Source organism: Pseudarthrobacter linnaei, from assembly GCF_055412825.1.
The window spans coordinates 294,067-307,611 of record NZ_JBVAYX010000001.1 but is presented as its reverse complement, the minus strand read 5'-3'; the positions used below and the strand labels follow the sequence as shown (position 1 = coordinate 307,611).

At 63.8% G+C, this 13,545-nt stretch carries 10 protein-coding genes; 8 read left to right on the top strand and 2 right to left on the bottom strand.

Going from position 1 to position 13,545, the window contains the following annotated elements:
- Positions 1–399: 399 nt before the first annotated feature.
- Both leuS and ACZYZ3_RS01445 read left to right on the top strand, forming a co-directional pair.
- On the top strand, positions 400–2,931 hold the full coding sequence (leuS, locus tag ACZYZ3_RS01450) for a leucine--tRNA ligase (RefSeq protein WP_463962086.1): 2,532 nt from the start codon (positions 400–402) through the stop codon (positions 2,929–2,931).
- Between the two features lie 82 nt (positions 2,932–3,013).
- Positions 3,014–4,003 (top strand): DegV family protein, encoded by a 990-nt coding sequence (locus tag ACZYZ3_RS01445; RefSeq protein WP_463962085.1) that lies wholly within the window; start codon positions 3,014–3,016, stop codon positions 4,001–4,003.
- A gap of 485 nt (positions 4,004–4,488) precedes the next feature.
- Here ACZYZ3_RS01445 and ACZYZ3_RS01440 read toward each other — a convergent pair whose 3' ends face one another.
- A complete protein-coding gene (locus ACZYZ3_RS01440) occupies positions 4,489–4,620 on the bottom strand; it encodes a hypothetical protein (RefSeq protein ID WP_463962084.1) in 132 nt (43 codons plus the stop codon).
- Between ACZYZ3_RS01440 and ACZYZ3_RS01435 the strand changes: the two genes are divergently transcribed.
- From ACZYZ3_RS01435 to ACZYZ3_RS01410, 6 genes are all read left to right on the top strand, one after another.
- A complete protein-coding gene (locus ACZYZ3_RS01435; RefSeq protein WP_463962083.1) occupies positions 4,621–5,067 on the top strand; it encodes a ComEA family DNA-binding protein in 447 nt (148 codons plus the stop codon).
- A gap of 574 nt (positions 5,068–5,641) precedes the next feature.
- Entirely contained in the window at positions 5,642–6,238 is a 597-nt protein-coding gene (locus tag ACZYZ3_RS01430; RefSeq protein WP_463962082.1) for a hypothetical protein, read from the top strand.
- 9 nt (positions 6,239–6,247) lie between these two features.
- Positions 6,248–7,798, top strand: coding sequence for a recombinase family protein (locus tag ACZYZ3_RS01425; RefSeq protein ID WP_463962081.1), 1,551 nt, complete (start codon positions 6,248–6,250; stop codon positions 7,796–7,798).
- Positions 7,799–8,311: 513 nt separating this feature from the next.
- Positions 8,312–8,605, top strand: a complete 294-nt coding sequence (locus ACZYZ3_RS01420) for a helix-turn-helix domain-containing protein (protein WP_463962080.1) — start codon at positions 8,312–8,314, stop codon at positions 8,603–8,605.
- Between the two features lie 3 nt (positions 8,606–8,608).
- The gene (locus ACZYZ3_RS01415; RefSeq protein WP_463962079.1) at positions 8,609–10,450 is read left to right on the top strand and encodes a phage/plasmid primase, P4 family; all 1,842 of its coding nucleotides are present in this window, start codon (positions 8,609–8,611) and stop codon (positions 10,448–10,450) included.
- A 472-nt stretch (positions 10,451–10,922) separates the two neighbouring features.
- Positions 10,923–11,894, top strand: a complete 972-nt coding sequence (locus tag ACZYZ3_RS01410; protein ID WP_463962078.1) for an Rv1352/Rv1906c domain-containing protein — start codon at positions 10,923–10,925, stop codon at positions 11,892–11,894.
- Between the two features lie 191 nt (positions 11,895–12,085).
- Here ACZYZ3_RS01410 and ACZYZ3_RS01405 read toward each other — a convergent pair whose 3' ends face one another.
- Entirely contained in the window at positions 12,086–12,571 is a 486-nt protein-coding gene (locus ACZYZ3_RS01405; RefSeq protein WP_463962077.1) for a hypothetical protein, read from the bottom strand.
- Between the last annotated feature and the right edge of the window lie 974 nt (positions 12,572–13,545).

Here is a 13,545-nt window from a genome sequence, read left to right as displayed (position 1 = left end):
GTCCTGAGGACACGGTGAGGGCGCCCTAGCCGGCGTGAGTACTGGATTTCTTTCCGAGTGGTGCGTTTATAACAATTTGAGGCGGAGTCCGGGGCTGCGCCGGACCTCCGGCCCGCGTGCCCGGTTGCCGCCAGGCTCCGCGCGGCCGCAGTTACCCCGCGATGCAGCCCGAGGCGCTAAAGTAGAGGTATGCGTGCGATCTTCCTGCTTAGCTAGCCGCCCGGTATCCCGACGAGAACTCGGATTGCCGAGCGGCAGCCCCTCCGTGTCGAGGGGCTTTTGTGTGTCTGGACCCTTTTGGGCAGACGGCAGCGGAGCAGGACAGTGGCCGCCGCCGGAGTGATTTACGGTACGAGACTTGACGGAACATAAGGCTTGACAGAACAGAAGAGGCCAGCAGTGAGCGTTCAGCCGGAGACAGAGACCGGAACACCAGCAGTCGTAGCCCAGACCCCTGAAGAGGGTGCCTACAGCTTCGCGGCCATGGAAGCCAAGTGGCCGCAGGTCTGGGAAGACCTAAAGGTCTTCACGCCCGTCGACGACGGTTCGAAGGAGCGGCGGTACGTGCTGGACATGTTCCCGTACCCCTCCGGAGATCTCCATATGGGCCACGCCGAGGCTTTCGCCATGGGCGACGTCGTCGCGCGCTACCTGCGTCAGCAGGGCTACGACGTGCTCCACCCGATCGGCTGGGATTCCTTCGGGCTGCCTGCCGAAAACGCGGCCATCAAGCGCAATGCCCACCCGAGCGAGTGGACCTACGCCAACATCGACACGCAGGCGGCGTCGTTCAAACGCTATGCCATTTCCGCTGACTGGTCCCGCCGGATCCACACCTCCGACCCGGAGTATTACCGCTGGACGCAGTGGCTCTTCAAACGCTTCCACGAGCGCGGCCTGGCCTACCGCAAGAACTCCCCGGTCAACTGGTGCCCCAAGGACCAGACCGTGCTGGCCAACGAACAGGTGGTCAATGGAGCCTGTGAGCGCTGCGGCACCCCGGTCACCAAGAAATCACTGAACCAGTGGTACTTCAAGATCACCGACTACGCCGACCGGCTGCTCGATGACATGGACGAACTGCGCGGCCACTGGCCCGAACGCGTCCTGGCCATGCAAAAGAACTGGATCGGACGCTCCGAGGGCGCGCACGTCACCTTCGTGATCGAGGCCGAGGGCGGCAAGCCGGCCAAAGACGTTACGGTGTTCACCACCCGCCCGGACACCCTGTACGGCGCGACGTTCTTCGTCGTTGCCGCGGACGCGCCGATCGCCGTCGAACTGGTCACCGACGAATACGCCGCTGCCCTGGACGCGTACCGCGAACAGGTCAAGGCGCTCTCGGAAATCGAACGCCAGTCCACCGAACGGGAAAAGACCGGTGTCTTCACCGGCCGGTACGCCACCAATCCGCTTAACGGCGAGAAGCTGCCCGTCTGGGCGGCGGACTACGTGCTGGCGGACTACGGCACCGGCGCCATCATGGCCGTCCCGGCCCACGACCAGCGCGACCTCGACTTCGCCCGCACCTTCGACCTGCCCGTGCGGGCAGTGCTGGACACCGGCGAGGAGGATCCCGCCGTCAGCGGCACCGCGACCTCTGGCGAGGGAACCCTGATCAACTCCGGCGCCCTGGACGGCCTGCCCAAGGCAGAAGCCATCCCGGCCGCCATCGAGATCCTGCAGCAGCAGGGCACGGGCGAGAAATTCGTGAACTTCCGCCTGCGCGACTGGCTGCTCAGCCGGCAGCGCTTCTGGGGCACCCCGATCCCGATCATCCACTGCCCCGCCTGCGGCGAAGTCCCGGTCCCGGACGACCAGCTGCCCGTCACCCTGCCGGCCGACCTGCGCGGAGAGGACCTGTCCCCGAAGGGCACGTCACCGCTGGCCGCCGTGGAAAGCTGGGTCAACGTCGCATGCCCCAGCTGCCAAGGTCCGGCCCAGCGGGACACGGACACCATGGACACCTTCGTGGACTCGTCCTGGTATTTCCTGCGCTTCGTCTCGCCGCAATACACGGACGGCCCGTTCGATCCGGCGAAAATCAACGACTGGATGCCGGTCGGCCAATACGTGGGCGGCGTGGAGCACGCCATCCTGCACCTGCTCTACGCGCGGTTCTTCACCAAGGTCATCCACGACCTGGGCATGATCGACGCCGACGAGCCGTTCAGCGCGCTGCTGAACCAGGGCCAGGTGCTCAACGGCGGCAAGGCCATGAGCAAATCCCTGGGCAACGGCGTTGACCTGAGCGAACAGCTGGACAAGTACGGCGTCGACGCCGTCCGGCTCACCATGATCTTCGCCTCCCCGCCGGAGGACGACGTCGACTGGGCCGATGTCTCGCCGTCGGGCTCCGCGAAGTTCCTGGCCCGCGCCTGGCGCCTGGGCCAGGACGTCACGAGCGCCCCAGGCGCCGACTACGCCACCGGCGACCGGGCCCTGCGCGCCGTCACACACCGCACGATCGCCGACGCGGAAGCCCTGCTGGAGAACAACAAGTTCAACGTGGTCGTGGCCAAGCTCATGGAGCTGGTCAACGCGACCCGTAAAACCATTGACGCAGCCAGCGGTGCGGGCGGCGCCGATCCGGCGGTCCGTGAAGCTGTCGAGACCGTTGCGGTCATCCTGAGCCTCTTCGCGCCGTATACGGCCGAGGACCTCTGGAACGTGCTGGGACATCCCGCCTCGGTGGCCAACGCCGGCTGGCCGACGCACGACGCGGCCCTCCTGGTGCAGGACACGGTCACCGCCGTCGTCCAGGTCCAGGGCAAGGTCCGGGACCGGCTGGAAGTCTCGCCGGAGATCAGCGAGGACGATCTGCGGGAAGTGGCCCTGGCGTCGGAAAACGTCCAGCGCGCCCTCGACGGCCGCGGGATCCGCACGGTGATCGTCCGGGCGCCTAAGCTGGTCAACATCGTCCCGGCCTAACCGGGAGCCGGCCGCCGGTACCCACCGGCGGCCGGCTGATACCGCAAGTCCGTCAGCACGTGCAGACAGCAGGAGGTCCCTCGTGCCCCACCGCGACCCCGCAGGGTGGCTGAAGGAGCGCCTCAGCGGGCTCCGGCAGGCCAAGACGTCCGCCGAAGGCCCCGCCGCCGCAGTCGTGAGGACAGCCGTCGTCACCGACTCCGCCGCGGCGCTGCCGGCTGACTGGGTCCATGCCGTCTCCGCCGACGGGCGGCTGACGGTCGTCCCTATGCCGGTGATGGTGGGGGCGGAAATCTACGGCGAGGGCGAGGACGACATCGCCGAGACGATCGCCCTGGCCCTTGCCAGCGGCAGGCCCGTCAAGACCTCGCGCCCTTCACCCGGACAGTTCGAACAGGCGTACCTGGCGGCCCAGCGCAGCGGCTTTGAGGCCGTCGTGTCGCTCCATATTTCCGGTGAGCTCTCCGGAACGGTGGACTCGGCCCGGCTCGCTGCCGCACGGGTGGGTATCCCGGTGGAGGTTCTGGACTCGCGCACCGTCGGCATGGCGCAGGGGATGGGTGTCCAGGGGGCCGTCGCGGCGGCGGCGGACGGTGCTGCCCCGGCGGACGTGCGCGCGTCCGCTGAACACGAACTGGCCCGCACCAAGGTTTACTTCTACGTCCCGAGCCTGGAACAGCTGCGCCGTGGGGGGCGGATCGGCGCCGCGGCGTCGGTCTGGGGCACCATGTTCTCGATCAAGCCCATCCTCGCGGTGGAGGACGGCAAAGTCGTTCCGCTCGAGAAGGTGCGGTCGGCGGCGAGGGCCATCGCGCGGCTCAAAGAGATCGTTGTGGCCGACGCGGCCGCCCGGCCCGCGGGGCAGGCCCGGCTTGCCGTCCACCATTTCGGCAACCCGGCAGAGGCGGAACTGCTTGCGTCGCAGCTGGCCGAAGCGGTTCCCGGCTGTGCTCCCGTCCAGATCAGCGCCCTCCCGGCCGTCCTGGCCGCGCACGCCGGACTCGGCGTCCTGGCAGTGATCGTGGGGGAAAGCAGCACCCCGGCAGTCCGCGACATCCCCGCCGCGCCGTAGTCCTTGTGGCTTGGGATCGACACAAGAACCGCCGGGCCGTGCCCGGCGGTCTCCCGGTATCCACATAGGACTCACCGCCCCTGAACCGCGTGCCCGGAGCTTCGTACGATGGGCGCATGCTGCGTCATAATCCTGGAGACCCGCCCGGCGCCGAACCGGGCCGCGCAGACCACAGGCTGGCGGCAGCCGTTGGTCCGGGCGCTGATCGTCCTGATGCCGGGCCGGGCCTGCTCAACGGGCCGCCCGTCGTGTCACGGCCCGGGACGCGGCATGACCCCGGCCCGGACCCTTCGCCGGTCCGCAGCCCCTGCATCAGGTGGCGCACCGGGCGCCGTGCCGCAGCATTGCTGTGCCTGCTGGCCACAGCGCTCCTCTGCTGGTTCTGGTGGCAGGCGGCGAACGCCACAGCACAGGTCAGCCCGCTCAGTTCCATCAACCCAACGGAAGCCAGTGGACCAGGGGACCCGGAACCTGAAACAGGACCGTCAGCCGCCCCGGACAATTCCCCCGGCGAAGGCGAAGGCGGTGGCGGAGGCGGAGGCAGAGGGGGAGGGGACGGCGAGGGCGGAGGCGGTGTCGGAGTGGGAGGGGACACCCGCGACAGCATAATCGTGCATGTGGCCGGCGCGGTTGTCCGTGCCGGCATCGTGGAGCTGCCGCAGGGAAGCCGCCTGCACGAGGCTATCGCAGCGGCCGGAGGCGGTGCCCCTGGCGCTGACCCGGACCAGCTCAACCTAGCAGCCGTCCTCGAGGATGGACAGCAGGTCCTGGTGCCGCGGCAGGGTGAAGCGGTGCCGGACGTGGCCGCCCCAGCGAGTGACGCGAGTGACGCCGGCGCCCGGGGAAGCCGGGACAGCGGATCCACTCCCGCGGGAAAGATCAACTTGAACACGGCCGGCGCCGAGGAACTGGCCACCCTCCCTCGGGTGGGCCCGGTGCTTGCCCAACGGATCGTGGACTGGCGCAAGCAGCACGGCAAGTTCCAGCGGATAGAGGAACTGGATGCCGTGGACGGGTTCGGACCCAAGCTGCTCGAAGGCCTGCTGCCCCTGGTTCGGGTGTGAGGCGTGCCGGACAAGGAACGTACGAGTCGCTGGCAGCGGTATGTCGATGCGGCGGTCCGGCGGACACCGGGGAACCGCCAGACGTCGGAGCCCGCGCAGTCTCGGGCGGGGAACCGCCAGACGCTGGAGCCCGCGCAGTCTCCGGCGGGGAACCGCCAGACGCTGGAGCCCGCGCAGTCTCCGGCGGGGAACCGCCAGACGTCGGAGCCCGCGCAGTCTCCGGCGGGGAACCGCCAGACGTCGGAGCCCACGGACGCCGCGGCGGCGCACTTGCAGGCCCGCCCTCCGCGGTGCGGCGGCCTGGGGACCCGCGGCTGGCTGACGTCATTTGCAGTGCGCGCCCGCGCCGGTCCGGTCAGGGAGGACACCCTCCGCAGGACCGATGTGCGCCTGGTCCCCCCGGCGGTTCTGGTGTGGGCAACGGCCGCTGCGGGACACCATCTGCACCCTGCAGCGCTGGCCGCCCTCTGCCTGACCCTCGTGGCGGGCTCGGGACTGCTGCTGCTCAGGGCAATATTCACTGTCGGCGCACGGCCCCCCCGGGGCACCGGCGCACCGGAGCTTCCACGCGACGATGGCCGGCGCCCTGCTGCTCGCCGCGGCGGCGGGCGGGCACGGCGCGGCCGACTCCGCCCGCCGGCACGAAGGGGCTGTGGCCGCCGCAGCCGCCGCGGACACAGCCGTCGTTGCGGAAATGGAGATTGCGGGGTCGCCCCGGCAGCTCAGGACGCCTGGGCGATCCGGGCTCGCGGACCGGTGGGCGGTCCCGGCCACCGTGATCAACATGACCTTCGACTCGCACCGGGTACAGGAGCGGGCCAGGCTGCTGGTCCTGGGCGGGGGCGACTGGGAACATGCAGCCCCGGGTCAGCGGATCCGCACGACCGGTAAACTCAAGCCACCCGGGCCAGGGCAGCCGGAAACGGCGGTTCTCTCGGCCAGCTCGGCCCCGCTGACGCTCGGGGCGGCCTCGGACTGGCAGCGGGGCCCGGCCGAACTCCGCGGCCGTTTCACAACGGCCGCCGGGCACTTCGACGGTGACGCCCGCGGACTCCTGCCAGGCATGGTCACCGGCGACACCAGCCGCCTTGACGCGGAGCTGGACGCGGCCATGAAGTCCGTCGGAATGACCCACCTGACGGCCGTCAGCGGGGACACCGTTTTGAAGTAGGGTGGGTCAATGGAACCCAAGAATCTGCTCGTCCGCGAGTATCTGCGTGTGTCAAAGGACCGCGCTGGGAAGGGCAAGAGTCCTGACCAGCAGCACGCAGACAATGCCGCAGCACTTGAGCAGCAGGGATGGGACCTCCACCCTGAGCCGTACCGGGACAATGACCGAAGCGCCAGTCGTTACTCGAAGCAGGCGCGTGAGGGTTTTGCCCAACTCATGAGTGATCTGGAAGAAGACGTCTTTGCTGCAGGTGCACTCGGGCTGTGGGAGTCAAGCCGTGGATCGCGCCGAACAGGTGAATGGGTCGACCTCATTGAACTCTGCGAGATGCGCGGTATCCGCATCTGGGTGACGACGCACGGCAGACTGTATGACCCGGCGAATGCCCGTGACCGCCGATCATTACTGGAGGATGCGGTCGACTCCGAGTATGAGAGCGCCAAGACGAGTAAACGACTTCAACGCGATATGCGCTCCAACGCCGAGAAGGGCCGGCCGCACGGCAAGAAGGTCTACGGCTACCAGCGCATCAAGGATTCTGAGACGGGTGCCCTGGTCCGGGTTGAGTCTCATGTTGATCAGGCCCCTATCGTGCAAGAGGCAGCACGGCGCATCCTTGCCGGAGAGACCTTCTATGCTGTAGCCAAGGACTTCAACGAACGCGGCATCCCGCCACGGCGTGAGACCCGCAAAGCCCATCGACAGGGCCTTGGCTGGACGCCTCCGGCCATAAAGCAGATGCTTACTATGCCAGCCTATGCGGCGAAACGTCAGCACCAAGGGGAGATCATCGGTGATGCAATGTGGCCGTCCCTCATTAAGCTGGACACCTGGGAGAAACTTCAAATCATCATGAGTCCTCCGGAGCGCAAGCGGACGAACGACTGGCCGGCTAAGCACCTGCTCACGGGTATCGCTGTGTGTGGTGTGTGTGGGGCACCGATGCGGATCGGTAAGCAGAACGCCGGACGGCGGAAGGACAAGGTGACCGGGGAACCCTTGCCGAAGCCCACTGATGAGCATGGCAATGAGCTGCCGTATCCGTTTTACAACACCTACATCTGCGTCGGTGTGCCCGGGAAGACGGGTTTCCACGTCGCGATGCGCGATTCGCACCTGGACGAGGTTGTCAGCGAGCTGGTGTTGGCCCGACTGGAGCGGCCTGACTTCCTTGCCATGATCGGAGAGCGCGGCGAGGGCACGGACGCCGAGCGCCGGTCCATATTGGAAGAGATAGCTAGCTATCAGGAGTATTTGGACGAGGTGCGCGAGGAAGCGGCCCAGAAACTCAGGTTTGATCTGGTGATGGATCAGGAGGCCAGAATCGAGCCGAAGATCAAAGCAGCCCAGAAACGGTTGGAAAAGCTCTCAGAGCTGGACCCGTTCGTGCTGCGGCTCGTGCGCGAAAGGGCGGTCCGGGACGTGTGGGACGAACTGGAACTGCCCGACAAACGCCGTGTCATCCGTGCGGTGGTTACGCCGCGCGTCAATCGCGTTGGACCGGACGAGACGGGGAAGAGAGGTATCAACCACAAACGTGTCGATGTAGTTTGGCGCTGAGAATCTCTCTTACCGTGTACTCGTCTTCACGTGTGTCTTTCCAAAACGCTCAACGAGAAAGGCAACGGACCGATGAATATATTCATTTATGAGGTTTGTTAATGTTGAGTAACAGCAGCAATACGATCGTCACAGGTGATCGGATTTGATAAGGTGATTGTGCCTGGAAACCCAGGCGCGCAACTGAACATCGCTCCACATTTGTCGGTAGGCGAGTGTGGAGACAAATAGTGCAGCCCCCTCGGGGCTAGGTTGGTACGTCGGCAGGCGTGTTCGCTGAGAAGACAGTGCAAGCCCCGCGGGGCCAGGCGCGTACGTCGGCAGGCGTGTTCGTTGAGAAAACAGTGCAGACGTTGGCCTCTTGGGCAGCGTCACCTCACGTTGGCTGGCAGGCATCGTGACGGAAAATCGTGCAGCCCCTCGGGGCAGGTTCACATGCTGGCAGGTATGTGGGCTGTGGAATCGTGCAGATGAATTCTTGTTGTGCTCCCCTCTTCACCCTGGAGCATCACAATGCCTGCCAAGACAACTCTCGACCTGGATGCTGCCGCCGAACGCAGCGGCCGCAGCGTCATCACACTCCGCCGGTACATTAAGTCCGGACGCCTCCCCGCAGTCAGGGATGGCCGCAAGCTCTACGTCGTCGTGGGTGAACTTGACGCCGCCGTCGCACCACTCCCTGTTGTCGCCACTGACAGCGAGTTGAAGGTGTGGGCTCACCGCATGGCTGCTGCTGCCCCGCCGTTCCGGCTCGAGCAGCGGGACATCATCGTCTCAACGTTCACCTCTAATCTGCGAGGTGCCTAGACCGTGACGGCAAAAAAAGACCGCCCCATCGGTGACGAGGCGGCCCAAGAAAAAGCGTTTGGCGGCGCTGATAAACATTCTACCGCAACCGATATTTCTGATGGTTTCTCTACGGCCAACAGGGACTTGGACGTTCTTCTCGAACTCCAGAGCCACGGCATGCGTCGCACCGAATCGCAGCTCTACACGGAGACGGCGACGGAGTACCTGGACTCACTTGACCCGACGGACCCTCCGTCTCCGGGGGAGATCGAGCGCGATCTGGTCAGGCGTACTCAGGATGAGTTCAAAATCGAGAACATGTTTCGCCAACCGGGGAAGGTTAATCGTGAAGTCTCGAAAGGCATCCTGCTTGCGCTTCCTCAGCGCCTCGCGAACGTGCAGGTCGCGATGATCATCAAGAAGCTGCACCACGTCCGGTCGGTGCTGCTGCACGGGACGAACCCTGATGACGCAATTCTGGCGATCTACGTAGCGGACGGCCCTAGTAAAGGTCTTTACGTTACGTCTGAGATGGGATTGCAAAATGCGATTGCGCGGTACAGCCCGAATATCGGCATGGTTGGGATTAAGGAAATCACGCAGATACTCCGCCGGGAGGCGCCGGTAACACCCGTCTCGAACGGTAGCCCCGTCGCGCACTTGAGTATTGTGGCCAACGGCATCTGGAACCAGGATAGCCAGGAGCTGGAGGCGTTTACTCCCGACTACGTTTTCCTGGCACGAGCATCGTGCATCGAGTACGACGAGACTGCACAGAACGTATTCATCGAGATGCCCGACGGCCAGATGTGGGACGTCGAGTCCTGGATTGCTGAACTCTCTGACGACCTGGAGATAGTCGACCTGCTGTGGGAGTTGCTGAGTGCAATCGTCCGCCCGAATGTGCCGTGGGGAAAGTCAGCCTGGTTCTACGCCGAGCAGGGCAACAACGGTAAGGGCACGCTTGCGAAACTTATGGGCAATCTCGTAGGTGAGACATCGACGGCGACGTTGTCCATTAACGACTTTGGCCAAGACTTCATGCTGGAACCGCTGACACGTGCCTCAGCAATCATCGTTGACGAAAACGATGTAGGCACCTTCATCGACAAGGCAGCCAACCTGAAGGCGATCATCACCAACGACGTGATCTCCATCAACCGCAAGCACAAGATACCCATCCGGCACCGCTTCTGGGGCTTTATGGTGCAGTGCCTGAACGAGTTCCCAAGGGTCAAGGACAAGTCGGAGTCGTTCCTTCGTCGCCTTCTGCTCATACCCTTCGACAAGTGCTTCACGGGCGTGGAGCGCAAGTACATCAAGAATGACTACTTAGCCCGTCCCGAAGTGCTGCGCTACGTGCTCAAGCGTGTTCTGCATATGCAGCACACGACGCTGAGCGAGCCGGGATTGTGTCTGTCTGAACTCGATAAGTTTCGGGAGGTGAATGACCCAAGGATCTCGTTTTGGAGAGAGTTCGAGGATCAATTCGTCTGGGATTTGCTGCCCTTCGGTTTCATCTACGATCTGTGGAAGGCATGGACGCTTAAGAACAATCCGGATGGTCGACCGGGTTCCCAGAACTCTCTTACGAGTTTCCTGAAGACCCATCTCGCCAGTTCTGCAAAATGGGACCACATGGGCACTAAATCCATGCGTCCCGCTCGCCATATGTCCAGCCCGGAGCCGCTGATAGTGGAGTACGACCTCAGAGACTGGACAAACACTTCGTACACAGGAACCGCGGTAAATCAGCGAGCAGTGCCGTTTCCTCTGAAGCCCAACTACGCCGGTCTCGTGCGTCGCCCGTCCGTCACCGTGACAGCCGGGAACGGCGACGAGGAGGACGAAGGAGGAATTTAGCCTAGCGGTACTTCGTGCAGCTTCGATCCTAGTAAAAGCACCCACTCATCGTGATCCGAGTGGGTGCTTTTACTTTCCCCGAGATCCGACATGGAGTCTGAGGCCTCTGGCTTTGGAGGCGCTTTACCGGGGGAGCGGGCACGGGGCGACGGCGCGCTGGAGACACACCGGCGATCTAGCGCGGGGTGTGGAGCTATGCGTGAGGTGCGGCCTCACGGACCTACTGCTGGCTCGGGGTCCTGCTCCTCTATACGGGCCGCTCGGGAGCTCGTGACAGCTCGATGGTGTCATTGCCCCGCATAGCCCGGGTAGCGCTTCCAGTCTGGCGTGCAGCGGTTAGACGAAAGTTCGGGGTAGTGGCGTCATCTACCAGCCCCCGCTGTCCTAACCATTATCGTTATGCCATCACCGCGTTCCGTCCCACCCGGGCGGAAAATCGTCATCGCACTTTGAAACCGAATATTTGGGGGACATGAAACTCAACATCCCTGCCGTCTTGGCAGCCATCGCGATCGTACTTACCGGCTGTGGGGGAGGCGAGAAGCCTGCTTCGTCCAGCACAGCGGCTAAAGCCACTTCCACAGCAACTGCCAGGGCGAAGGTCCCCGACCTTGTCGGAAAGACGGTCCTGGAAACGCAGTCGGAGTTGGGAAAAATCAACTACTTCGCCAATATCTACGGTCCAGACGGCGGGAAGTGGGACAGTACAACGGTGCCGGATGAAACAGTCGTCACGGTCTCAACAGCACCTGGCGCAGGCGGGGTCTCCGGGAACGACAAAGTTAACGTCAAAGTGAACGTCACCGAAAAAGAATTTCTAGCGGGATCGAAAGCAAAGGCTGAAACTGCTGAGGTCGCAGGCGCCGAAGCAAAAATTGCGACGCGCTACACCTATACCTGCGGCAAGACCACCGAATACAAGTCCCTCAAGGAAGTCTGGGCCAGCGGCGCGTACAAGGTCGGCGGAACCTGCACGGTGGATGGTGGATATGCCCTGCTCCCCAGTGAGCAGAAGCTCGTCGATACGGTGGCTTCCAGGGGCGTGAATGTCACCGACCCGAGTGGGACGGTTGAGCGGATCATGGGTCTCTGCGCAAAGCTCGAACCGACCTACGCCGATCTGCCCACGATTCCTGAACGCAAGGGAGAAGCTGAGGCCGCACTGACCGTTTGCCCGGACGCCCCACACGCTGCAGTCCTCCAAGACGTAGCCACCCTAAGCAAAATTGTCGACGGGAGCATGACGGTCGGTAAAACGATGGAGCCGGGCACCTGGAAGACCAAGCCGGGGGTCAGGGATTGCTACTGGTCCCGCAGTACCGGCGGCGGCGACATCATCACCAATGACATCGTGGATTTCGCCCCCGATGGCGTGACCGTCACAGTTATCGCCGGGGAAGGTTTCGAGTCATCCCGCTGCGGGACCTGGACGAAGATCGGCTAGATATAGGGACGGGGCGGGTGCGAGGGAAAGCGCCCGCCCTTCCCTTCCCTTTATTTATTCTTGTCATTATTCACGGAAATCATTCGGAGAATGATTTGTGGGGAAGCCCAGTGAGCGACCCGGGCTGTTTTCCGGTCCTGATTGGGTCTTGAGGCTCACTAGATCCGTGACACTCGAATGGTCCGCTGACTCTACGTGACCGGGTCCACCAGGATGAACCGAACGGTCCGTGGCGCACGTTCTGCGACGTACCTGATCTGCTCCAGGCACAGCCCCTGGATCTTCACCACAGCGCGCTGCACATGCGGCAGCCGGGTGACTGCGACCAGCTCATCGAGCTGATTCTGGGTAGCTGCCCGCGGCGCTTGCAGGACATCGTTGGAGTTGTTCCAGGACCAGGTCAAGAGATGATTTTCCATCCACTGCTTCTGGCGCCGGCTTAGCCGGTGGGCACTCGGATTGGATGCCCGGGCAAGCTGCGTTTCCAGAGCGCGCCGGCGGGCCTTCCTGGCTACCTTGCGCTTGTCCCAGAACACGTCACCGGAGGCGACTGTCCTGGCTGCTGCACGGTTCGTTTTCCGGGGCATCGTGATCTTCACTCCCAGGTCTGGAACAGCAGCGAGCACTGCGGGTTCTTTGCGCTCTTCGCGCCGGCTGAAACTTCGGTTGCGTGCCATGGGCGAAGCACCTCCTGTCGATGGATATTCGAGACAGCCATCTGAGACCTCAGATGGCGATCGACGGGGTGTGTTGCGGAGTGCGCAATAACGCTGCAACAACCCCCCGGGTCGGCGGCAGCCGACCGGTGCCGAACGGCAGCTCCACACAACACCTGTCGCCAGGGGCCGCGAGGCGTCTGCACTGGCTTTGCTGTCTTGCTCAGAGACGCCTGGGACGGAGTCACAGCGGCTCTGTCCGAGGGCCGCGACAGCGGACATCGGGAACTGGTGCCACTCGCGTCAGCGATGGCTCCAGGAGCACCCCAACGACGCGTCAGCGTTGGTGGGGAAGGGAGCGAAGCGACCGCATAAGGGCCCGGAGCGCAGCGATGGGTGAGGGAGCGCAGCGACCGAAGGTTTGTCGGCTGTGCCGACCACCGAAGCGAAGCGAGGTGCCAAAACCCCTTATGCTCTTTCTCTTGTTCCCTCGCATCTGTAGCTTTAGCGGAAGATCGGGGGGATTTCTGGTGACATGTCGCAGGAAAATAGCGCCTACCACTTGATTCCTACCCACCCATTTATGGTTCCTACTCGTAGGGGGTGGGTTGGAAGTGGCGCTAGTTTCCGGCGGTTGAAGGCTTTTGAGTTCCTACCGGGTCTTTAGGTGCATGGCACCCGGTAGGAACGTTGCTGCAACGCAGCGTCATGGCCCGTGCGACGAAGGAGTAGGGACGTGTTTGGCCTTCATTTGATGCTCATGTCCACAGGCGCTGTGACGCAGGATCAGCGGTCCCATACGAGGTACCAATGGGGTGATGGCTGAGGAACGAAGACAGTGCCACAGCGGTATCGAGGGAGCTGCGCAGCGGCTAATGAAAGCACTTTGCACTCATGGGATTTCCAGGCCCGCAGGGGACTAGCCACACGCCTTCACTGAGACGCTGCGGCACTCCAATACAGCTCGTTCCAGCGGCCGCCACATCTCTGTTGCA